The sequence below is a fragment of the Mesorhizobium sp. CA8 genome (genome assembly GCF_020164955.1).
GTDB lineage: Bacteria > Pseudomonadota > Alphaproteobacteria > Rhizobiales > Rhizobiaceae > Mesorhizobium.
In genome coordinates, this window is record NZ_JAIUHG010000003.1 from 57,856 (window position 1) to 80,575 (window position 22,720).

The window sequence follows — 22,720 nt, forward strand, 5'->3', positions numbered from 1 at the left end:
AGCCTTCGTCCCACGGGCAAATGATGGCGATGATGCTGGATGACGGCGAAGCCTCCGATGCCGAACTGATCGTGCGGGCGAGGGGCGGAGACAGGGGGGCTTTCGGCAAACTGCTCGAAAGGCACTATGGCTTCGTCTATCGCGCCGCCTATCGCTGGTGCGGGCGCAAGGCCGACGCCGAGGACATAGCCCAGGATGTCTGTGTGCGGCTCGGCCGCGCGATCCGCGACTATCAGGGCAACGGCGCCTTCACGACATGGCTCTATGCCATGACGCTGAACGCGGCGCGCGACATGATGCGCAAGCGCGCCCGCTACGTCGCCAAGACCGATGCCTATGGCGCCTATGCGCTGATCGCGGGCGAAGCGTCGGCCCAGAGCGACGATCCGGCCGAAGCGCTGTGGGCGGCGGTGCGGATGCTGCCCGACAAGCAGCGTGACGCGGTGCTGCTGGTCTATGGCGAAGGTCTCAACCACGCAGCGGCGGCGGAGGTGATGGCGATCTCGGAGGCGACAGTTTCCTGGCACATCCATGAAGCGAAGAAACGGCTGAAGCTGCTGATGCGTTCAGCCGGGAAAGTGTGACCATGGTCGACGACAACGAACTCGAAAGGCTGCGCGACATCGCAGGACCGGCGCCTGGCGGCGAGGCGAAGGGGCGCGCGCTCGCCGCCGCAATGCAGGCCTTCGACTTGGACGAAAAATTTTCCACAGCCACCCAAGGATCACCGGCAGGCCTTCGTCTCACCGAGCGAGCAAGAATGCTCTGGAGAGACATCATGCAACGGAAACTCATTGCCACGCCGGCCATCACCGCGCTGGTCGCGCTGCCTATTGCCGGATATGCCGCTTTCGAGATGCTGAAGGAACAGCCGCCGCTCATCGGCGGCAACGGCACGGTCACCGAGACCTTGGCCGACAAGCCGGCGGCGCAGAAGCCAGCGCCCGAACAGCCCGCGATCAACGAGCCGCTGGCAGCGGCGCCGGCCAAAGAAAAGAAGATCGACGCGGACGCCGAGACCCGGGCCAATTCACAAACGGCGCCGGCGGCGCCGAAACCGGCGACAGAGGTCGACGGCCTGCTCAAGCAGGAGGCTGCGCCGCAGGCCAAGCGCGCCCTGCAGCCTGCCGCGAGAGCCGATCAGGCGCCGGCAAGCAGCGCGGCCGCTATTCCGGCGTCTCCCCCGGCAATGGCTGATTCCAAGCTGATGGTGCAGCCCGCGCCCATGCCATCCGACCAGATGCAGTTGCAAGAGGAAAATCGCGATCGCATCGAGACGTTCAAGACCAATCCGGTGCATGAAACGGCGCAGGATCCGGTCTCGACCTTCTCGATCGACGTCGACACGGCCTCCTATTCCTTCGTGCGGCGTTCGGTGAAGGAAGGCAGTCTGCCCGACCCGGACACTGTCCGTGTCGAGGAGATGATCAACTACTTCCCCTATGACTGGAAGGGACCGGATTCGGCCGCGACGCCGTTCAACTCGACCGTAACCGTCATGCCGACGCCGTGGAACGAGCACACCAAGCTGATGCATGTCGCGATCAAGGGTTTCGACGTGAAGCCGGCCGAGCAGCCCAAGGCCAACCTGGTCTTCCTGATTGACGTCTCGGGTTCGATGGACGAGCCGGACAAGCTGCCGCTGCTCAAATCCGCGTTCAGGCTGCTGGTGAGCAAGCTCAAGCCAGACGACACCGTCTCCATCGTCACCTATGCCGGCAATGCCCGGACGGTGCTGATGCCGACCAAGGCGGCCGAGAAGCAGAAGATCCTTGCGGCCATCGACAATCTCGCGCCCGGCGGGTCGACGGCCGGCGAGGAAGGCATCCGCGAAGCCTACAAGCTTGCGCAGCAATCCTTCGTCAAGGATGGCGTCAACCGGGTGATGCTGGCCACCGACGGCGACTTCAATGTCGGCCAGACCGATGACAACGATCTCAAGCGGCTGATCGAGAAGGAGCGCAAGACAGGTGTGTTCCTGTCGGTGTTCGGCTTCGGGCGCGGCAATCTCAACGACCAGATGATGCAGACCATCGCCCAGAACGGCAATGGCACGGCGGCCTATATTGACACGCTGGCCGAAGCCCAGAAGGTGCTGGTCGAGGATGCTTCCTCGACGCTGTTCCCCATCGCCAAGGACGTCAAGATCCAGGTCGAGTTCAACCCGGCCAAGGTCTCCGAATATCGTCTCGTCGGTTATGAGACCCGCGCGCTGAAGCGGGAGGATTTCAACAACGACCGCGTCGACGCCGGCGATATCGGCTCCGGTCACTCCGTGACGGCGGTCTACGAGATCACGCCGAAGGGGAGCGGCGGCGAGCAGGTCGATCCGCTGCGCTACGGCCAGGCCAAGGTCGACAATGGCGGCGTCGCCAATGCCGACGAATATGCCTTCGTCAAGATCCGCTACAAGCTGCCGGACGAGAACGTCTCGAAGCTCATCACCACGCCGGTGACCGCCGCCAACGAGGTCAAGTCCTTCGACGCGGCTGGCACCGACCAGCGCTTCTCGATCGCGGTCGCGGCCTTCGGGCAGAAGCTGCGCGACGAGGATCAGACGGCGAATTTCAGCTATGACCGGATCGCGGAGATCGCCAACGCAGCGCGCGGCGCCGATCCGTTCGGCTACAGGGCGGAGTTCCTGTCGCTGGTGCGCCTGGCCTCATCGCTGGACGGCAATAAGTAGGCCATTGCGATTGACTGAGGGCCGGCGGGACAAAATCCTGCCGGCCTTTTTGCGATCGTTAAATTGTGCAGCTTTTCGGGAACTTCGCCGCAACCGAACTTCTGTTAGTCAATGCCGATAGAGATTTGAGGGATCAGCAGTGCATATCACGACAATCGGGAACGCGAACTCGACGGCGGCCAGTGCGGCGGCGCGGGGATCGTCCGCCGAATCCACTCGCATCAGGAGCGATGTCGATGCGGCCCGCAACACGGCGCTTTCGGCGCTTAACAACGACCGGTTTCGCATGATGCTAGAGCAGATCAGCGATCCAGGCGCATCGGGCGCGCTGGCGACGATGAACTCCGACGACCAGAACGTCGTCGATTTCAATACCGCGCTGTCGCGCTACGCCGAAAACAGCAAATAAGCAGGCTGTCAGGCGCGGCTGCGCCTGCGTTCGCGGCGGCCTTCGCTGGTTTCGGCAATGTTTGCCGTCGCCATCTTGTTGCGCATCGGGCCGATGCGTTCGACGATCGTCTCTACGGTCGGGCGCTCAGCCTTGGTGTGGCTGTCGAGCGCCTTGCGCATGGCGGCAAGGTGGGCAAACGACGTGCCGCAGCAGCCGCCGACGATCTTCGCGCCGGCATCGACCGCCAGCCGCACATAATCGGACATCAGCTCGGGCGTGCCGGAATAGTGGATCTCACTGCCGCGGAATTCCGGAATGCCGCAATTGCCCTTGACGATCACGGTCGCCTCCGGCTTCGCCTCGGTCATATCAAGCAGCGAGGCGAGGATATCGGAAGCGCCGACGCCGCAATTGGCGCCTACGCCGAGCGGGGCCTGCGGCAGCCCGTCGGCGACGGCGTGGATGTCCTTCGGCAGCAGCCCCATCATGGTGCGGCCGGCGGTGTCGAAGGAACCGGTGTAGGTATAGGGCAGACCGACGCGGATGGCGGCCTCGGCCGCGGCGCGGATCTCGTCGGGCGCCGACATGGTCTCGATCCAGGCGACTTCGGCGCCGCCGGCCTTCAGACCCTCGATCTGCTCGGCAAAGGCATCGACGGCGTCGTCATAGGTCAGGGCGCCGAGCGGCACCAGCAGCTCGCCGGTCGGGCCGACGGAGCCGGCGACGATCACCTTGCGGCCGGCCTTATCGGCGACCGAACGGGCGATCTCGGCGGCGCGCTTGTTCAGCTCGTGCACACGGTCCTGCGCGTGATGCAGCTTGAGCCGGTGGCGGGTGCCGCCGAAGGAGTTGGTGAGAATGATATCAGCGCCGGCATCGACGAAATTCTGATGCAGGCTGGCAATGGTCTCGGGCGCCGTCTCGTTGAGCAGCTCGGGCGCCTCGCCGGCCGGCAGACCCATCGCGAACAGATTGGTGCCGGTGGCGCCGTCGGCCAGAAGCACGCCCTTTTCGGCCAGCAATGCGTGGATGGGATTGGTCGCGGTCATGGCCATAGCTTTCGTATTTGAAATTCAAATAACGATATAAAGAAGTCTTTATGTCTAGTCAACGAGCTTGCAGTCGAGAGGGACCTCACGCCGCCGGCGTGATCTCGACCTCGATCTCGGTGCGGGCGTTGGTCGGGTGGTGGACCGAGCAGGCGGTGACGACAAGCAGGGAGCTTCGACGACGAGCGTTCCGTCCGGCTGCGGCAGTGGTGCAGGTGATCAAACAGAGCCTGACGGGAAGGACATTGCGGCCAGCTTCTGCGCGAAGCTTGCCGCCTCGTGTGCGTTGATGTCGGCGGCGCGGATCAGATTGTCGAAATGGCTGGTGAGGGTACGGATCGGCTGGGTGGCGTTCAACACCAGATACATGTCGCCGACATAGATCGCAGCGCGGTAGGGGCCGAAGATGGTGTAGGGGATCGAATAACGCATGCGGCCATCATAAAGGAACAGCCGGAAAGTCGGGTAAAGGTCGTCGAGCAGGGCTGACATGTGCAGCAATTGCTTGCGCCTTTCGGCTTCCGGGAAACGGTCCCAGACACCCAGGCCGCGCGCGAAAATCTCCAGCGTGTGGCGCGGCATGCAGACCTCCATGTCGGTCTCCGGCCGCCTTGTATAGTCGATGCGGTATTGCGTTTCGCCGGCCTGCGCCTCGCGGCTCTTGTTGGTGATGCCGGCTTCGTATTCGACCAGCGCCTCGGTGCGCAGAAGGTCAGGAATGCCCGCCGGCACGTAGCGGATTTTGGTGCCTGCCGCCTCGGCATGCCACTTGGCGAGCAAGGTGCGGTCGAAGCCGTCCGGCGCCTCCTCGATCTCGAGGCTCTCTCTAATCTCGCCGGTGACGCCCTCGTCGTGGGAGAGGCCCAGCAGCCAGTCGAGCGACACCTTGAACTCGGCCGCGATGTTGAGAAGCGTCTCCGCGCGCGGCAGGCGGGTCGAGGCGCCGGAAAGCAGTTGCGAAAGCGCCGAGCGGTCGATGCCGACCGCCGTCGCGAAGGCCGATTGGTTCAAATCGGAGCGTGTCAAGAGCAATTTCAGCCGCTCCCTGAACAGGGTCGAAAGATCGCGCTTGTCCAAAACGCTGCTCCTGCTTCAGAGAGGATAAATTTGCGCCGGAGCCGGTCTAAACATGGCTCAGGCGGAAACGAATCCCCATGTTTGTTTACAATGTATAACATATGCGGCTAAAAATGCGCATTCGCAACAGTTTGTGCGCTTTCTCGCGTTGATGTAACAGCAGGCTCCTGACACAATGTTGTCAGGAATCGAATTGGTTCCGGCGACTGGAGGGCAGTGGTCGATAGCATGGCAAGCATGAATACCGGCATCAGCAAGAGACGCAGCAGTGCACCGGCAATCGAATGGCCGACGGTATTCCTCGCACTCTTCTGCTACGGCGCATGGTTCGCAATCGGCTTGTTGCTTTGGCCATCCTATCCCTTGATCGCTTTGATCGCGCTGGCGCTGATCCTGGCGCTCCAATCCTCGCTGATGCATGAGGTGCTGCATGGCCACCCGACCCGCAGTGCCAGGATCAACGAAGCCTTTGTCTTCCTGCCGATCGGGCTTGTCTGGCCGTTCCGGCGTTTCAAGACCATCCACCTGCGCCACCATGCAGACGAGCGGCTGACCGATCCGCTGGACGATCCCGAGAGCTATTACCAGGCGCTCTGGATGCATGAGGAACTGCCGCAGGCTATGAAGTTCCTGCTCAAGATCAACAACACCATGGTCGGCCGCCTCGTCCTCGGACCGTGGCTGTCGTCGGTCGGCTTCTTCATCGACGACGCCAGGCAGATCGCCGCCGGCGACCAGGCGATCCGCAAGGCCTGGCTGCTGCATGCCATCGGCATTGCCGTCGTGGCGCCGATCGTCACCTTCGGCTTCTGCATCCCGCTCTGGCTCTATGTGCTGGTGCCGGTCTGGCTCGGACAGTCGCTGATTTCGGTGCGCACCTATGCCGAGCATCAGTGGTCCGAGCATCCGGAAGGGCGCACCATCATCGTCGAACGCTCGCCGCTGTCGTTCCTGTTCCTCAACAACAACCTGCATTTCGTGCATCACAAGAGCCCGACGGTTGCCTGGTACAGATTGCCCAAGCTGTTTCGCGACCGGCGCGAGGAATGGCTGCGGATGAACAACGGCTATGTCTATCCGAACTATCTGGCGCTGATAAAATCCTATGCCTTCAGCGCCAAGGAGCCGGTGATCCATCCGGTGCTGCGTCGCGCGCCGGAGCCGGGCCGCGCCTTCAAGCCGCGCGTCAGGGCTCGAAATGTCAGCGGGCTTGGCACGGCGCCGGTTCCGGCCGAGCCGCCGAAAGAGTAATTTCGACTTTTCGCGCCCGGCTTTTTCGCGGCGGAACGCAGGCGCCGAAGGTCGCCTGCCTTTGAAAGCTGTTCGACATGAACAAGTTCGTTGCGGCCCTGCCGATGTATGATTGGCCCGAAGCCCGGCGCGAGGTCGATGCGCAATGGGCGCGGCTGCGTGACGCCTTCCAGCAACGGGGCATCGATGCGCCGGAAACGATCGTGCGCCGCAATCGCGATCTGCCGCCGGTGCCTGGCGGCATCCACGATAAGGCCGGCATGGTGATCGCGCCCGATCCGGCGACGCTGCCTCCGGACGAGATCGATTTTCACCAGCTTTGGCTCAGTCCGGCGCTGCTCTTCGGGCAAACCTGTTGGGGACCGATGGAACTCGGCCTCGCCGGGCATGTGCAGGTGATTGCCCAGCCGAATTACGATGCGTTCGAGGGGGGACAGGGGGAACTCTATTCCAGCGCGCTGGTGATGGCCGCGGACGGCGGACCGCCGGTTGCCTCGCCGCAGGACGGCAAAGCCATCATCCCGATCGATCTTCTCCGCGGCAAGCGCTTCACTTTCAACAATCCGGATTCGATGTCTGGGCTGATCGCGCTGACGCGCGACCTGGAGGCGTTGGGAGAGAGCCTCGATATTTTCGCCTCGCGCAGCGAAAGTGGCGGCCACCGGTCGTCGATCATCGCCATCGCCGAGGGCAGGGCGGATGTTGCCGCAATCGACTGCCAAAGCTGGGCGCTGGCGCAACGTTTCGAGCCGGCTGCGAAAGCCGTGAAGGTCGTCAGCTGGACGGCGCGACGCAAGGGCCTGCCCTATATCACCGCCAGAACGACGCCGGAAAAAACCATTGCCATGATGCGCGACGCTATCGCGGCCGTCGAAAGCGGCGCGTCAAAGCAGCCGCTCGTCCAGCTTGTAGGCTGAAAGCTTCTCGTTTCCGGTTGCGGTGATCAGGATCTGTTCCTCGATCTTGACGCCTTCATGCCCGCCAAGCCTGCCGATATAGCTTTCGACGCAGAGCACCATGCCTGGTTCGAGCACGCCGTCCGGTGTGTCGTCGGTCCAATCGCCGGCATGCGGCAGCGTCGGATATTCATCGGCCAGGCCGACGCCATGGTAGAGCACGCCGTAGCGCGTGGGGTAGCAATCGTCCGGCGGCACCGCCGAGCGCTCGACAAGATCGCGAAAGGAGATGCCCGGCCGCATCAGATCGGTGTTATGGGCGATCTGATCGGCAGCGATACGGAAGAGATCGCACTGTTCCTTCGACGGCTGCATGTCGCCGCAAAGCCATGTGCGCGAGAGATCGGCGCAGAAACCATAAGGGCCGATCAGGTCCGTGTCGAAGGCGACGAGGTCGCCATTCTCGATGACGCGCGAGGAGCATTCCTGGAACCAGGGATTGGTGCGCGGGCCGGACGACAGAAGCCGCGTTTCAATCCATTCGCCGCCACGCGCGATGTTGCCGCGATGCAGTTGCGCCCAGAGCTCGTTTTCGGAGATGCCGGGCTTGAGTACCGCTTCCATTTCGCCCATCGCCGCCTCGCAGGCGACGATGGCGCGGCGCATGGCGAGGATTTCGCCCGGGGATTTGATAAGGCGAGCATTCTCCATCACCGCTTCGCCATTGCCGACGGAAATGCCGCGGCGGGCGAGTTCCTGGACGCCTTCGGAATCGATGTGGTCGACGGCGATGCGGCGATTGCCGCCGCCGTGCTCGGCTACGAGCTCGGCGATGCCGGCGCCCCAGCGCCGGACCTTCTGCTCGGTGAGCTCGCCGCTATAGAGGTATATCCACGACACCGCCGGGCGCACCTCGTCGACGACACCCGAATGGTCGGACAGGTGCTCGCAGGAGAAGTAGTCGAAGAGCACCACAGGGCCCTCGGTGGCGACGAAACAGTGGCGTGTCGGGTTGTGCGCGACCCAGAGCTGCATGTTGGTCGAGTCCGTCGCATAGCGGATGTTGATGGGGTCATAGAGCAGGGCGCCTGCATAGTCGCGGCGCTTCAGCTCGGCGCGAATGCGCTCCAGCCGGTATCTGCGCATGGCGGGCAGGTCGGGCGCGGCGATGCCTGCCGCCTCCCATTCCGCCTCGGCTGTCGCGCCATAACCCAGCACATGCTGGCTGAGCGAGGCCGCTTTCTCACGGGAGGCCTCGCGCAACGCTTCGACGGACCCGGGTTCGAAGGGCATGATCTTGCGATGGCGGCCAAAGCCTAGCTTGTCCATTCGTCCCCCCTGAAGCTTACTGCGCGGTCTTCTTGAGCAGTTTGGTGATCGTGACCTTGCGCGGCGGGAAGCCGAGTGCCTGCGGCACCTCGATCGTGCGATGGACAGTGTCCATTGTGTAGCCGGCCTTCGCCATCTCTTCGAAGACATCCGAGGACGATTCCCTGTCGTCTGTAAGGACAAGCACAGCCGGCTCGCGGATCGACCGGGCGAAGTCCGGTATCTCGTCATCGAGCACGATCAGATCGGCATCGACCAGGCGCAGATTGCCGATCCAGAACCAGCTAGAGACCACGGTCTTGACCGGCCCATCGGCGTTGATCTGGTCGTAAAGCGACCGGTAGTCCATCCGCACGATGCTGCCGCGGCTGTCGCCGCCATTCACGTGCATGTACCAGCTTACGGGTAGCGCAAGAAGGGCGAGAATCGCGCCGACGAAGACAATGGTACTTTGCGTTTTTCCGCCCCTCTGCCCGATGGCATCGAAGCGCATGGCCAGGGCTGCGGGCAGCAGGACGAACACGGGCAGGACCCACCGATCGCGAAACTGCGTGATGCCGCCCGCCAGAACAACCACCAGCGTGATGAGCAATGCCAAGGCGATCGTGCGCCACAGCAGCTTGTCGGGCCACCGCACCGGCTGCGGCGTTGTTGCGGCTTTCCGTGCCGCGAGGAAAAGGGCCACGGCAATGATAATAGCCGGCAGGCCCGCGAAATTGAGCATCGCGTTGCCCAGCCCGCGCAGGGCGAGCACTGTGGTCTCCACCAGCCCATCGCCGTTGCCGGCGCCGAAGCCGCCACTGTGCGCCAGGAAGTCATCCGGGTGCGTGATGTTCCAGTGAAGCGTCGGCAGGCAGGCGAGGATCGCTACGGCCAGGCTGATTGCGAAACGTCGGTCGAAGATCGCCTCACGCGTTTCGCGAAGCGAGAGAGATGCCAGGAACAGAGCGGCAAGGAAGATGACGATATTGTATTTCGACAGCATCGCGGCCGCCGTCGCCAGGCCGAAAAACGCGTAAGCGACGGCCGAGCGCCGTTTCTCCACCTCGACCAACGCCAGAAGCAGCACCGAAGTGAAACAGAATATTGCGACCGAGTGGGTAAGGGCGTGCTGCATCTCCCAGAAGATCTGGGGAAACAGAAGCAATCCGAACATGCCGGCGGCACCGGCGCGGTTCGAGTAGCCAAGGCGACGTATGGCGGTGAAATAGGCGGCCAGTCCCGCGGCCAGCAAGCCGTATTTGACGATCTTGAGGGCAAGGACACTGGTTCCGGCCACCGAGGCCGCAAGCATCGCCAGCCAGGTGTATAGAGGCGGCTGCGAGCTGCCGTAGCCGGCAGCAAGAAAGCGCATTTCCATCAGCTGCTCGGAATCGTCGACGCCGACGCCCGTGCCCGCAATGTGAGACAACAGCGCCATCACTGCGATCTGGAGCAGGCAATAGACGAGGACCGACGCGATCGCGGCGCTGAATGGACCGACCCGTCCATTGCAGAGCCAATCGGTCCATTTCTCTAGCTGCTGCAAGGGGGTGGTCTTCTCATGCTGATGCGCCGGTAGCGGGGCATCGACCATGCCACAGCAACCGGCGCGATCCAACGAATCCGGGTGGTCAGGTCCGCATCTTCTCGCCGCTCGGGTCAAAGGGCGGCTCGATATTGATGCGGGCCGGGCGGCGGTGGCCGAGAATCTCGATCTCGAACAGGCCGGCGCTTTCGTCCTCGGCAAGGGCGGCTGGCACATAGCCCTGCGCCATCGACTTCTGCACGTAATGCGCATAGCCGCCTGAGGTCACCCAACCGACGACGCGCCATTCGCCATCGACGATGCCGCGCACGGCGGAAGCGCCTTCAGCGGCTTTCGATCCGCGCACTTCCTTGCCCGCCGCGTCGAAGCGCGGCGCGCCATAGCCATGCGGCTGCTCGACCGTGCCGTAGTCCTTGCTGACCTTGGCCCAGATCGGCTCGTCGCCCATAACGTCGGCATCGGCAGCGTCGACGATGAACGAAACGCGGCGCAGCTTCGGCCCTTGCGCCTGCTCCCTGGCGGACGCCTCGCGGCCGATGAAGTCGTTCTTCTCCAGCTTGATGAAGCGATCCATCGAGCCTTCGAACGGTCCGTAGATGGGCCGCAACTCGCGGAACCAGGTCGGGAAGTTCTTCTCCAGGCGCATGGAGAGCAGCGCGCGCATGCCGAAATCGACGATGCCGAACTCCGCGCCGGCTTCCTTGATCGCCTTGTAGACGAGGCGCTGATAGGCCGGCGCCATCCAGATCTCGTAGCCGAGGTCACCGGTATAGGTGATGCGGTTGACCATGCAGGGCGCGCCGCCGACCGCCATCTCGCGGAAGTCCATGAAACGGAAGGCCTTGGTCGAGACGTCGACATCGACCAGCTTCTGCAAGAGATCACGCGATTTCGGCCCGGCGATGGAGAGACCGACCAGCGTCTGGTCGAAGCGGTGGATGCGCACCGAGCCGTCCTTCGGCAGGTGCTTCTCGAACCAGCGCATATGATACTTCTGCGCGGCCGACGAGCCCCAGATCATGAAGCGGTCTTCTCCATTCCTTGGGCCGGCGTTGGCGATGGTGAAGTCGCCGATCAGCTTGCCGAACTCGTTGACCATCGGGGTCAGCGCGATGCGGCCAACTTTAGGCATGCGGTTGGTCATCAGCCGGTTGAGGAAATCCTCCGCGCCCGGGCCGGAGACCTCGTATTTGGCGAAGTTGGCGATCTCGGTGACGCCGACCTTCTCGCGCGTGGCGCGCACTTCCTCGCCGATCGGGCCGAAATCGTTGGAGCGGTGGAAGGAGACGATGTCCTTCGGCTCCGTGCCCTTCGGCGCGAACCAGAGCGGCGTCTCGAGGCCCCACGAATCGCCCATGACGGCGTTGTTGGCGAGCATGGTGTCGTAGAGTGGTGTCGTCTGCGCCGGACGGGCGGCGGGCAGTTCTTCGTTCGGGAAGCGGATCGAGAAGCGCCGCGAATAGTTCTCGCGCACCTTGGCGTTGGTGTAGCGCAGCGTCGCCCATTCGCCGAAGCGGGCGACATCCATTCCCCAGACGTCGAAGCCCGGATCGCCATAAACCATCCAGTTGGAGAGCGCGAGACCGACGCCGCCGCCTTGGCTGAAGCCGGCCATGACGGCGCAGGCGCACCAGAAATTGGTCAGGCCCTGCACCGGGCCGACCAGCGGGTTGCCGTCGAGCGCAAAGGTGAAGGGGCCGTTGATGATCTGCTTGATGCCGGCCTTCTCGATGCCGGGAAAATGCTTGAAGCCGATCTCCAGCGACGGCGCGATGCGGTCGATGTCGGGCTGCAGCAACTCATGGCCGAAATCCCACGGCGTGTTGACCGGCGACCACGGCTTGCAGGCTTTCTCATAGGTGCCAAGCAGGACGCCGTTGCGCTCCTGGCGCGTGTAGATCTCGCCCTTGAAGTCGAGCACACCGATCATCTCGCGGCCGGTCGACTTGTTGAATTCCTCGACCTCCGGCATCGGCTCGGTGAGCAGGTACATATGCTCCATGGCCAGCACCGGCAGCTCGACGCCGACCATGCGGCCGATCTCGCGCGCCCACAGGCCGCCGCAATTGACGACATGCTCGGCATGGACCGTGCCCTGCTCGGTGACCACGTTCCAGGTGCCATCCGGCTGCTGCGTCAGGTCGACGACGCGGTTGCGCAGCACGATCTCGGCGCCGAGCTTCTTGGCCGCCTTGGAATAGGCGATGGTGGTGCCGGACGGATCGAGATGTCCTTCGACCGGATCCCACATGGCGCCGACGAAGTTCTTCTCGTCCATCAGCGGAAACATCGCCTTGGCTTCCGAAGGCGTGATCAGCTCGGTGTCCATGCCGAGATAACGGCCCTTGGCGTGAGCCAGCCGCAGGAAGTCCATGCGCTCCGGCGTGTCGGCCATCATGACGCCGCCGGTCAGATGCAGCGAGCAGGGTTGGCCCGACAGTTCCTCGATTTCCTTGTAGAGCTGGACCGTATAGGCCTGCAGCTTGGCGACGTTAGGGTCGCCGTTCAGCGTATGGAAGCCGCCCGCCGCATGCCAGGACGAGCCGGAGGTCAGCTCCGAGCGCTCGATCAGCATGATGTCGGTCCAGCCAGCCTTGGCGAGGTGATAGAGCACCGAACAGCCGACGACGCCGCCGCCGATGACAACCGCTTTTACGTGGGATTTCATGCAGATAGGTCCGTTTTACAAAGACTGAGTTTTAAGAGCTGAATTGATTGGGCGAGGCGTGAAAACAAAGCGCAGATCGGCCACCGCGATGTTCTCGGCCAGTTTGCCATCAAGCGCGGCAACGATTGTTTCACAGACGGAAGTGCGATGCTTCAGGATGTCATGGCTCCAGAAACGCAGGATCGAATAGCCCTGAGCGCGCATGAAGTCGTCGCGGCGGCGGTCATATGAGCTGTCGGCGTGTTGGGATCCATCGACCTCGACGACGAGCCAACGCTCGCGGCAAGCGAAGTCGGCGAAGAACGGCCCGATGGAAAACTGGCGCGTAAAGCGATAGCCGCCGAGCTTGCGTGCTTTCAGTTCAAGCCAAAGCAATGCTTCCGCTTGATTGCTGGCCTGCCGGAGATTTCGCGCCCGCTGGGTAGCGCCCTGTTTGCGGCGGCTTCGCGTTTGAGCAGCGCCTTCCCCCACTCCGTCGCTGCTTCGCAGCGCCACCTCTCCCCCCTCCGGAGGGAGAGGAAGGGCGCCGGCTGGAATCGCCTCGCGCCTTTCCTCTCCCCCGTCGATCGGGGGAGAGGTGTCGAGCGCAGCTCGACGGAGTGGGGGTCGACTGTTCATCCTCAACACAGATGATCAGAAATCCGTCGGCGCACCGCCTTCGGCGCGGCGTTTTTCGACAAAGTCGTTGAGCTCCTCGCGGATGGCCGGATCCATGTAAGGCTCCTCGTAAGAAGCAAGGCGCTCCTTCCAGACCTTGTTGGTCCGCTCCATCGCCGTCGGCGAGCCGGCCTCGGTCCAGGTCTCGAAGTTGCGCCAGTCGGAGACGATCGGCGAGTAGAAGGCGGTCTTGTAACGCTCCTGGGTGTGCTGGGTGCCGAAGAAATGGCCGCCAGGACCGACAGACTGGATGGCCTCGAAGGCGAGCGCATCCTCGGAGAGGTCGAGCGGGGTGAGGAACTCGGCCACCATCTGCAAAAGGTCGATGTCGAGGATGGTCTTTTCGTAGGAGCAGCGCAGGCCGCCTTCCAGCCAGCCGGCGCCATGCATCATCAGATTGCCGCCGCTCTGGATGGCGCCCCACAGCGAGAACACGCTTTCATAGGCGGCCTGCGCGTCGACCGTATTGGCGGCGCAGGTGTTGGAGGTGCGGTAGGGAATTTGATAGCGGCGCGCGAGCTGGCCGCCGACGAGCTGCGCCTTCATATATTCGGGCGTGCCGAAGGCCGGCGCGCCGGACTTCATGTCGACATTGGAGGTGAAGCCGCCATAGCCTACCGGCGCGCCTTTCTTGACCATCTGCGCGAAGGCGATGCCGGAAAGTGCCTCGGCGTTCTGCTGCACCAGCGCGCCGGCGACGGTGACTGGCGCCATGGCGCCCGAGAGCGTGAACGGGGTGACGATCACGGCCTGGCCCATGCTCGCCATCTGGATGATGCCTTCCATCATCGGCACGTCGAGCTTGAGCGGCGAATTGGTGTTGATGATGGTGAAGACCGACGGTTCCTGCATCAGCTGCTCGCGGCTGATGCCGCGGGCGATGCGGGTGATCTCGATGCCGTCGACATTGCGTTCCTTGCCGAGCGAATAGATGTGGAAGACCTTGTCGGTGAGCATGGCGAGGTCGCGGATGCATTCCAGGTGCCGGACCGATGGATGGATGTCGATCGGCTCGACCGGATAGCCGCCGGTGCAGTGCAGGATGTTGTGCATCTGCGCGAGGCGCAGGAAGTTGCGGTAGTCGGCCTGGTTGCCGGGCCTGCGGCCGCGGTCGAGGTCGGAGCAGTTCGGCGCCGAAGCCATCATCGACAGGATGACGTTGTTGCCGCCGAAACGCAGATTGTGCGCCGGGTTGCGGGCATGCAGCGTAAACTCCGACGGGCAGTGCGAGACAAGCTCAAGGATCATGTCGCTGTCGAAGCGCACGCGCTCACTGCCTTCGCGCACATCCGCGCCATGCGCTTTCATGATGCGGCGGGCCTCGTCGTGCAGGACGTCGACGCCGATCTCCTTCAGCACGCGCAGCGAGGCGAGGTGGATCGATTCCAGCTCGTCGTCCGACACCAGCTTGGTCGGTGTCAGCGGGTTCCTCAACTGCCGGAACGCGGGCTGCTCGAAGGCGGCCGAGCCGCCGGCGCGCTTGCCCGCGCGGCCGCCACGGCGGGCGCGATCGGTTGCCAGTGCCGGTTCGGCGGGACGAAGGGCGGCGGTCATGGGAAGCCTCGTGAGGATGCGAATTTGGCCGGCATAATGGACCGGCCGCAATGCAGCCGGTGAGGAGGCGGCGACCACTAGGGCGAGGGAAGCGACATGACGGAAGGGCAACCGGCTGGGTTGCCGAATTGCCGCCCACCGAAACATTCGCAAAGGCTTCTGCCGCCGCGCAGTATCGCTCCGAACGGGCAAGCGCTCCTGACAGGGACTGGCTGGAACATGCGTTTTCGCCGCCAGTTGGCTCTTACGGCCGCAGCCGCTAGCGGCTAAAGCCTCCTGGCAATTGGAGCAGGAACGATGGCTCTGGCGAAATCAGAGGTTGGCGAGAGGGTGCAGTGGGCCGCGATCACCGGCGTGATCGCGACCGTTTCGGTATTCGCCATCGCGCAAGGGCTTTCCTACCCGCTGCTCAGCTTCATCTTGCAGCGTCAGGGCGTTTCGCCGGCGATGATCGGGCTGTCGGCGGCGATGACGCCGGTCGGCTTCATCCTGTCCTCGCCGCTGATCCCGGGATTGGCGCGGCGGTTCGGGGCAGGGCGCACCGCGCTGACCTGCGCGGCGCTCTCGGCACTGGCGCTGGCGCTGGTCGGCTGGACGCAGGATGTCTATCTGTGGTTCCCATTGCGCTTCCTGATCGGCGTGGTGACCAACCCGCTTTATGTCTTGAGCGAAATCTGGGTGATTGCGCTTGCTCCCCCAGCGCGGCGCGGCCGCGTCATGGGCATCTATTCCACCATCATCTCGGCCGGCTTCGCGGCTGGGCCGCTCTGCCTGCTGGGCGTCGGGACCGAAGGCTGGCCGCCTTTCCTTGTCGGCATTCTTGCCTTCATCTTCTGCGGCGGCTGCCTGGCCGTGGTGGTGAAGCGGCTGCCAAAAGTCGACGAGGCCGAAAACAAGGTTTCGGTGCTGGGCTTCATCCCAATGGCCTGGCTGCTTCTGTCGGCGGTCGTCGTCGCGGCAGGATTCGAGCAGGCGATATTGGCGCTGCTGCCGGTCTATGGGACGCATCACGGCATTCCCGAAGCGCGCATGTCGGCGCTGCTTTCCGTGATGATCGCCGGCAATATCGCCATGCAGGTGCCGCTCGGCCTGCTTGCCGAGAGACTGACCGCGCGCCTGGTTCGCTTCGGCTGCGTGGCGGTGACCATCCTTGGATGTGTGCTCTTGCCGGCGCTGATCGAGACGCCGTTGATCTGGGCGTGCGTCTTTGTCTGGGGCGCCGTCTCCTACGGCATCTACACGATGTCGATCATCGAACTCGGCGAGCGCTTCAGCGGCTCGGCGCTGGTCGCCGGCAATGCGGCCTTCTCGCTGATGTGGGGTTTTGGCGGCATCGTCGTGCCGCCGCTCACCGGCGGCGTCATGGATGTCGCCGGCGCCGCCGGCCTGCCGGTCACGCTGGGCGCAATCTGCGCGGCGCTGGCGGCGGCGACGGTCGTGCGCCGGCGGGTTTTGTAATCGGTCCCGTCACGGCTCTTGAATATCGATGCAGCGAACGCGATGTAGGCGGAGCCGCCGGATGGAGACCCGCATGACCAGCACGATGACCAAGACCCAGCCCGAATTGGCGGATCCCTTTCTCTGGCTGGAGGATCGCAACGGCAAGGAAGCGCTGGACTGGGTTCATCGCCAGAATGCGCTGACGGTCGCCGAATTGCAGGGCGATCCTTCCTACCAGGCGGCTTTCGAGACCGCGCTCGACCTGATGACGGCCGAGGACAACATGCCGGTCGGGGCCGCACTTGCCGGCTACGTCTACAATTTCTGGCAGGACAAGACCAATGCGCTGGGCCTGTGGCGGCGCACGCCTGTCGCTTCCTACAAAACCGACAAACCGGAATGGGAGACGATCATCGATTTCGATCAGCTCTCGGCGAAGGAAGGCATCAAATGGGTGTTTGGCGGTGCCAGCCGGCTCTATCCCGATTTCAACCGCTGCCTGCTCTACATGTCGCCCGATGGCGGCGACGCCAGCGAGATGCGCGAATTCGACATCACGACGAGGTCCTTTGTCGACGGGGGGTTTTCCGCGCGCGCCTCCAAGTCGGGCTTTACCTGGCTGGACCAGGATACGGTGATCGTCTCGGCGGCTTTCGAGGAAAGCGACAAGACCCAGTCCGGCTATCCGCGCGTCATCAAGCTCTGGCGTCGCGGCACGAAGCTTGAGGACGCGACGCCGATCTTCGAAGGCGAGAAGCAGCATCTCGCGGTCGGCAGCAGCGTCGAATACGACGGCGACAAGCGGCATGTGCTGCTCGGTAAGACGCTCGACTTTTTCACCTCGCACAGTTTCCTGCGTCTCGCTTCGGGCGAGAACCGGCGCATTCCGCTGCCCGACGACGCCACCGACACGGCGGTCTTCAAGGGACAGCTGATCTTCGGGTTGCGCAGCCCATGGACGGCGCCCGACGGCACGCAATGCCTGCCCGACGGGCTTTACTCCGTCGATTTCGACCGCTGGATCGAGAGCGGCACGTTCGGGCCGTTCGCAACGGTGCTTGCGCCGGCGCATCGCGTCTCGATCGCCGGGCTCGCCAGGACCAAGGACCGGTTGTTCATCAACCTGATGGACAATGTGCGCGGCAAGGTCATCGTCTGCGACCGCACCGCCGATGGCTGGTCGCTGAAACGGATCGCGCTGCCCGACAACGGCAATGTCGGCATCAGCCATGCCGAGCATTTCGGCTCGAGCGTCTCCTTCTCCTTCACGGATTTCCTGACGCCGAGCTCGATCATCTGGTCGGACGACAATGGCGAGACGCTTCAAACGGTGAAATCGCAGCCGGCCCGCTTCGACGCCTCGCCTTATATCTCGGAGCAATTCGAGGCGCGCTCGAAGGACGACACGATGATCCCATATTTCGTGGTGCGGCGGCGCGACCAGAAAGGGCCGGTGCCGGCGCTGCTCTATGGCTATGGCGGCTTCGAAGTGCCGCTGCTGCCCGGCTATGCCGGCATTCGCGGCAAGCTATGGCTGGACAAGGGCAATGCCTATATCCAGGCCAATATCCGCGGCGGCGGCGAGTTCGGTCCGGCCTGGCACCAGGCGGCGCTCAAGGGCAAGCGCCAGAACGCCTTCGACGATTTCGCGGCGGTGGCCGAGGATGTGGTCAAGCGCGGCATCACCACGGCGGCGCAGCTCGGCATCCAGGGCGGTTCGAATGGCGGCCTGCTCACCGGCACATTGCTGACGCAGCGCCCGGAGCTGTTCGGCGCGGTCATCATCGACGTGCCGCTGCTCGACATGCTGCGTTACACCGAACTGCCGCCCGGCGCCTCGTGGATCGCCGAGTATGGCGACCCGTCGAAGCCGGAAGAGGCGGCCTGGCTCGGCGCCTATTCGCCCTACCAGCATGTCGCGGCGAATGTCGCCTATCCGCCCGTGCTGCTGATGACGTCCACCGCCGATGACCGCGTCCATCCCGGGCATGCCCGCAAGATGGCGGCACGGCTGCAGGAGGCAGGCCATGGCCGGACGCTGTTCTTCGAAGAGACCGAAGGCGGCCATGGCGGGCGCGGCGACCGCCGGCCGCAAGCGGCGCAGACGGCGATGCGCTACATATTCCTGCAGCGGGCGCTAACCGGAACAGCTTGAATTTTGGGCCTCAGGCGGCATAAGCTGCCGCTATGATCCGCTTCAGCACATCAGGCGCCTTCGGGGTCGCGGTGACGCCGTCACCGCGGACCCTTCGCGCCGAGCTTTTGCGGCTGTGCGCCCGCATCGGCTATTCGCCGCCCGCCTTCCTCTGACGAATCCGCCCCGGCCGTTGCCGGATTGATGATTCAAGAGGAAAGATCAAACCCATGACCTATCAGAATTATTCGCTGAAGCAGCTTCAGCAGATCGACGCCGCGCATCACCTTCATCCCTTCACCGATCACAAGGAACTGCGTGAGGCGGGCTCGCGCATCATCACCCATGCCAAGGGCCCGTTCATCTACGATGCCGACGGCACCGAAATCCTCGACGGCATGGCGGGCCTGTGGTGCGTCAATGTCGGCTATGGCCGCGACGAACTGGCCGAGGCGGCCTACGCGCAGATGAAGGAACTGCCTTACTACAACTCCTTCTTCAAATGCTCGACGCCGACGCCGGTGCTGTTGTCGAAGAAGCTGGCGGAGCTGGCGCCGACGCATGTCAGCCAGGTTTTCTACGGTTCGTCCGGCTCGGAGGCCAACGACACGGCGCTCAGGCTCGTGCGCCACTATTGGGCGCTTGAAGGCAAGCCCGAGAAGAACCGCGTCATCTCGCGCAAGTCGGCCTATCACGGCTCGACGATCGCCGGCACCTCGCTCGGCGGCATGGAGCCGATGCACAAGCAGCTCGGCGGCGCGGTGCCCAACATCGTCCATGTGATGATGCCCTATGCCTATGAGCTCGCGCTGCCTGGCGAAAGCGACCATGATTTCGGCATTCGCGCGGCAAAGGCGGTCGAGGACGCGATCCTCGAGGCCGGCGCCGACAAGGTCGCCGCCTTCATCGGCGAACCAGTGATGGGCGCCGGCGGGGTGAAGATTCCGCCGATGAGCTACTGGCCGGAAGTCGAGCGCATCTGCCGCAAATACGACGTGCTGTTGATGCTGGACGAGGTCATCACCGGCTATGGCCGCACCGGCGAATGGTTCGCGGCGCAGACTTTCGGCATCGAGCCCGACACCATCACCACCGCCAAGGCGCTGACCTCGGGCTACCAGCCGCTGTCGGCGCTACTGGTCGGCGACCGCATCGCCAAGACGCTGGTCGAGAAAGGCGGCGAGTTCTATCACGGCTACACCTATTCCGGTCATCCGGTGGCTTGCGCGGTGGCGCTGAAGAATCTTGAGATCATCGAGAAGGAAGGCCTGGTCGAGCGTGTCAAGAACGACACCGGTCTCTATTTCGCGCAGGCGCTGCAGGAGCGGATCGCTGGGCACAGACTGGTCGGCGAGGTGCGCTCGATCGGCCTGATGGGCGCGATCGAGATCGTCAAGGACAAGGCGACCAAGGAACGCTATCTGCCGTCGGGAAGCGCTGCCGTTGTCGTGCGCGACCACGCGGTCGCGAACGGCATGATGATGCGGGCCACGGGCGACACCATGATCCTGTCGCCGCCGCTGATCTGGACGCGCGACACGATCGACATGGCCTGCGAGCGGATCGCCAAGGCGCTCGATCTCGCGGATGCCGATTTGCGCAAGCGCTGAGGGATATTCTCCGGGCGCTCCTCAATGGGCGCCCGGTCCATTCCCGGACATTTCGCGTGATGTCCCCACAACGCAAAAACCGCGTCCCGACGGGAACGCGGCTTTGCCAGATACGCATGGCGTTTCGCTACGAAACACTTGCGAAACTTACGGGCTCCGGTACGCGAGACCTGATCCGGAGCGCCGGGCAGACGCGATGTCCGCCTCGCAATCCGTTTTAAAGGCACATCGTTACCGGTGCGTTAGCAAGACCTTAAGCAAATCTAAATTTGCCGGCTTTGTGTCGAAAAAATCCGCTAATAACCGTTGGAAAGCGGCCGTTTAGCTTTTGTCGCCGCGCAGGAAATTTATGATGCCGGAAAAATCGGCGCCGGCGTGGCCTTGCGCGTTGAACAAGGCATAAAGCTGCGTGGCTTCGGCGCCGAGCGGGGTCACGGCGCCCGCGCTTTGAGCCGCTTCCTGCGACAATTTCAGGTCCTTCAGCATGAGCGCGGCGGCAAACCCCGGCTTGTAGTCGCGGTTGGCCGGCGAAGCCGGAACGGGGCCGGGGACCGGGCAGTAAGTGGTGAGCGACCAGCACTGGCCCGAGGACGTGGAGGCGACGTCATACAGCGCCTGGTGCGACAGGCCGAGTTTTTCGGCCAGCACGAAGGCCTCGGCGACGCCGATCATCGAGATGCCGAGAATCATGTTGTTGCAGATCTTGGCGGCCTGTCCGGCGCCGTCGCCGCCGCAATGAACGACGCGCCCGGCCATCGGCTGCAGGATCGGTTCGGCGGCGTCAAACGCTTCATCCGAGCCGCCTGCCATGAAGGTTAGCGTGCCGGCCGCCGCGCCACCCGTGCCGCCGGAGACGGGCGCATCGATCGATTGCAGGCCATGCTTCGCGGCAATCGCATGCGCCTTGCGCGCCGATTCGACATCGATGGTCGAGGAATCGATGAACAGCGCGCCTTTCTTCGCCCTGGGCGCGATGTCCTCATAGACCGACAGCACATGCTTGCCGGCGGGCAGCATGGTGATGACGACGTCGGCATCCTTCACCGCTGCGACGGCATTGGCCATGACAGTGACGCCATGTTCTTTCGCCACAGTCAGGTTGTCGGGAACCAGATCGAAGCCGTTTACCGCATGCCCTGCCTTGACAAGGTTATCGGCCATCGGATTGCCCATATTGCCGAGGCCGATGAAGGCGATGGTTGCCATCGTTTTCTCCCGATTTGCGTCAGCGCCCAATCAGCGAGCGCGCGATGATGACGCGCATGATCTCGTTGGTGCCTTCGAGGATCTGGTGGACGCGCAGGTCGCGCACCAGCTTCTCGATGCCATAATCATGCAGATAGCCATAGCCGCCGTGCAATTGCAGCGCCTGGTTGGCGACGTCGAAACCGATATCCGTGACGAAGCGCTTTGCCATCGCCGACCATTTGCCGGCGTCGGACGCCTTGCGGTCGAGCTTGGAAGCGGCGGCGTAGAGGAAGATGCGGGCCGCCTGCAGTTCCGTTTCCATGTCGGCCAACCTGAACTGCAGCGCCTGGAATTGGTTGATCTTGGAGCCGAAGGCCTTGCGCTCGGCCGTGTAGGCTAGCCCCTTGTCGAGTGCCGACTGCGCTCCGCCGAGCGAACAGGCGGCGATGTTGAGCCGCCCGCCGTCGAGCCCGGCCATGGCGATGCCGAAGCCTGCGCCTTCTGTAGCGAGCAGGTTCTCGGCCGGCACCCTGCAGTCCTCGAAAATCACCTGGCGGGTCGACTGCATGTGCCAGCCCATCTTGTGCTCGTTGGCGCCGAAGGACAGGCCCGGCGCATCCTTGGACACGACGAAGGTCGAGATCCCTTTCGGGCCATCGGCGCCGGTGCGCGCCATCACGATATAAAGGTCGCTGTCGCCGGCCCCGGAGATGAACTGCTTGGCGCCGTTGAGCACATGGTCGCCACCGCTCTTCACCGCACGCGTCTTGAGCGCAGCGGCATCCGAGCCCGAGCCGGGCTCGGTCAGGCAATAGCTCGCCAGCCACTCCATCGAGGTCAGCTTTGGCAGGAAGCGCTGGCGCTGCTCGTCTGAGCCGAAGCGGTCGATCATCGAGGCCGCCATGTTGTGGATGGAAATGAAGGAAGAGAAGGCCGGATCGGCATGGGCAAGCGCCTCGAAGATCAGCACCGCGTCCAGCCGCCCAAGCGCCGAGCCGCCGACATCGTCGCGCACATAGATGCCGCCCAGGCCGAGCGGCCCAGTCTCGCGGATCACATCGGCGGGGAAGTGCTTTGCCTTGTCCCAGTCGAGCGCATTGGGCGCGACGCGGTCCGACGCGAAGGCTCGGGCCATCTCCTGGATGGCGCGCTGTTCCTCGTTGAGTTCGAATTGGCCAGTGCCCGCATCGACTGCCGCGTCCATGGCGTGCTCCCTGTCGCTTCAGGCCTTATGGCCTGTCGTTTTTGGCTTTGCGCGCCGT

General features: G+C 63.7%; 17 protein-coding genes. 8 read left to right on the top strand and 9 right to left on the bottom strand.

Features of this window, described 5'->3' with window-relative positions; all coding sequences use genetic code 11:
* The first annotated feature begins 23 nt into the window (after nt 1-23).
* The 3 genes from LB553_RS04665 to LB553_RS04675 all read left to right on the top strand — a co-directional run bounded on the left by LB553_RS04665 (nt 24) and on the right by LB553_RS04675 (nt 3,095).
* Complete coding sequence (locus LB553_RS04665; protein WP_224511085.1) at nt 24-584, top strand: RNA polymerase sigma factor; 561 nt, start codon at nt 24-26, stop codon at nt 582-584.
* 2 nt (nt 585-586) lie between these two features.
* Nucleotides 587-2,686, top strand: coding sequence for a VWA domain-containing protein (locus tag LB553_RS04670; protein ID WP_224511088.1), 2,100 nt, complete (start codon nt 587-589; stop codon nt 2,684-2,686).
* 139 nt (nt 2,687-2,825) lie between these two features.
* Nucleotides 2,826-3,095, top strand: a complete 270-nt coding sequence (locus LB553_RS04675) for a hypothetical protein (RefSeq protein WP_224511090.1) — start codon at nt 2,826-2,828, stop codon at nt 3,093-3,095.
* A gap of 8 nt (nt 3,096-3,103) precedes the next feature.
* Here the strand turns inward: LB553_RS04675 and bmt are convergent, their stop codons facing one another.
* Both bmt and LB553_RS04685 read right to left on the bottom strand, forming a co-directional pair.
* Nucleotides 3,104-4,126, bottom strand: a complete 1,023-nt coding sequence (gene bmt / locus LB553_RS04680) for a betaine--homocysteine S-methyltransferase (protein WP_224511092.1) — start codon at nt 4,124-4,126, stop codon at nt 3,104-3,106.
* A 219-nt stretch (nt 4,127-4,345) separates the two neighbouring features.
* Nucleotides 4,346-5,203, bottom strand: coding sequence for a helix-turn-helix domain-containing protein (locus LB553_RS04685; RefSeq protein WP_224511095.1), 858 nt, complete (start codon nt 5,201-5,203; stop codon nt 4,346-4,348).
* A 228-nt stretch (nt 5,204-5,431) separates the two neighbouring features.
* On the opposite strand from LB553_RS04685, the gene LB553_RS04690 reads away from it, so the two are divergent.
* Both LB553_RS04690 and LB553_RS04695 read left to right on the top strand, forming a co-directional pair.
* Nucleotides 5,432-6,454, top strand: coding sequence for a fatty acid desaturase (locus tag LB553_RS04690; protein WP_412033244.1), 1,023 nt, complete (start codon nt 5,432-5,434; stop codon nt 6,452-6,454).
* A gap of 77 nt (nt 6,455-6,531) precedes the next feature.
* Nucleotides 6,532-7,371, top strand: a complete 840-nt coding sequence (locus tag LB553_RS04695) for a phosphate/phosphite/phosphonate ABC transporter substrate-binding protein (RefSeq protein WP_224511097.1) — start codon at nt 6,532-6,534, stop codon at nt 7,369-7,371.
* Here the strand turns inward: LB553_RS04695 and LB553_RS04700 are convergent.
* The 5 genes from LB553_RS04700 to LB553_RS04720 all read right to left on the bottom strand — a co-directional run bounded on the left by LB553_RS04700 (nt 7,339) and on the right by LB553_RS04720 (nt 15,086).
* A complete protein-coding gene (locus LB553_RS04700; RefSeq protein ID WP_224511099.1) occupies nt 7,339-8,679 on the bottom strand; it encodes a M24 family metallopeptidase in 1,341 nt (446 codons plus the stop codon). The genes LB553_RS04695 and LB553_RS04700 overlap by 33 nt on opposite strands.
* Before the next feature lie 16 nt (nt 8,680-8,695).
* The gene (locus tag LB553_RS04705) at nt 8,696-10,255 is read right to left on the bottom strand and encodes an ArnT family glycosyltransferase (protein ID WP_224511102.1); all 1,560 of its coding nucleotides are present in this window, start codon (nt 10,253-10,255) and stop codon (nt 8,696-8,698) included.
* A gap of 37 nt (nt 10,256-10,292) precedes the next feature.
* Nucleotides 10,293-12,875: a GcvT family protein gene (locus LB553_RS04710; RefSeq protein WP_224511105.1), complete on the bottom strand. Its 2,583-nt coding sequence runs from the start codon at nt 12,873-12,875 to the stop codon at nt 10,293-10,295.
* A 15-nt stretch (nt 12,876-12,890) separates the two neighbouring features.
* A complete protein-coding gene (locus tag LB553_RS04715) occupies nt 12,891-13,370 on the bottom strand; it encodes an endonuclease domain-containing protein (protein WP_412033246.1) in 480 nt (159 codons plus the stop codon).
* 138 nt (nt 13,371-13,508) lie between these two features.
* Nucleotides 13,509-15,086, bottom strand: a complete 1,578-nt coding sequence (locus LB553_RS04720; protein ID WP_224511107.1) for a trimethylamine methyltransferase family protein — start codon at nt 15,084-15,086, stop codon at nt 13,509-13,511.
* 297 nt (nt 15,087-15,383) lie between these two features.
* On the opposite strand from LB553_RS04720, the gene LB553_RS04725 reads away from it, so the two are divergent.
* The 3 genes from LB553_RS04725 (at nt 15,384) to LB553_RS04735 (ending at nt 20,270) form a co-directional block, all read left to right on the top strand.
* Nucleotides 15,384-16,544: an MFS transporter gene (locus tag LB553_RS04725; protein WP_224511109.1), complete on the top strand. Its 1,161-nt coding sequence runs from the start codon at nt 15,384-15,386 to the stop codon at nt 16,542-16,544.
* Between the two features lie 73 nt (nt 16,545-16,617).
* Nucleotides 16,618-18,681: a prolyl oligopeptidase family serine peptidase gene (locus LB553_RS04730; protein WP_224511111.1), complete on the top strand. Its 2,064-nt coding sequence runs from the start codon at nt 16,618-16,620 to the stop codon at nt 18,679-18,681.
* Nucleotides 18,682-18,890: 209 nt separating this feature from the next.
* Entirely contained in the window at nt 18,891-20,270 is a 1,380-nt protein-coding gene (locus LB553_RS04735) for an aspartate aminotransferase family protein (RefSeq protein ID WP_224511113.1), read from the top strand.
* A 321-nt stretch (nt 20,271-20,591) separates the two neighbouring features.
* On the opposite strand, the gene mmsB is transcribed toward LB553_RS04735, so the two are convergent.
* Nucleotides 20,592-21,476 carry a 3-hydroxyisobutyrate dehydrogenase gene (mmsB, locus tag LB553_RS04740; RefSeq protein ID WP_224511115.1) on the bottom strand — a complete coding sequence of 295 codons (885 nt, stop codon included), beginning with the start codon at nt 21,474-21,476 and terminating at the stop codon, nt 20,592-20,594.
* 19 nt (nt 21,477-21,495) lie between these two features.
* Nucleotides 21,496-22,662 carry an isobutyryl-CoA dehydrogenase gene (locus LB553_RS04745; RefSeq protein WP_224511117.1) on the bottom strand — a complete coding sequence of 389 codons (1,167 nt, stop codon included), beginning with the start codon at nt 22,660-22,662 and terminating at the stop codon, nt 21,496-21,498.
* Nucleotides 22,663-22,720: the final 58 nt, after the last annotated feature.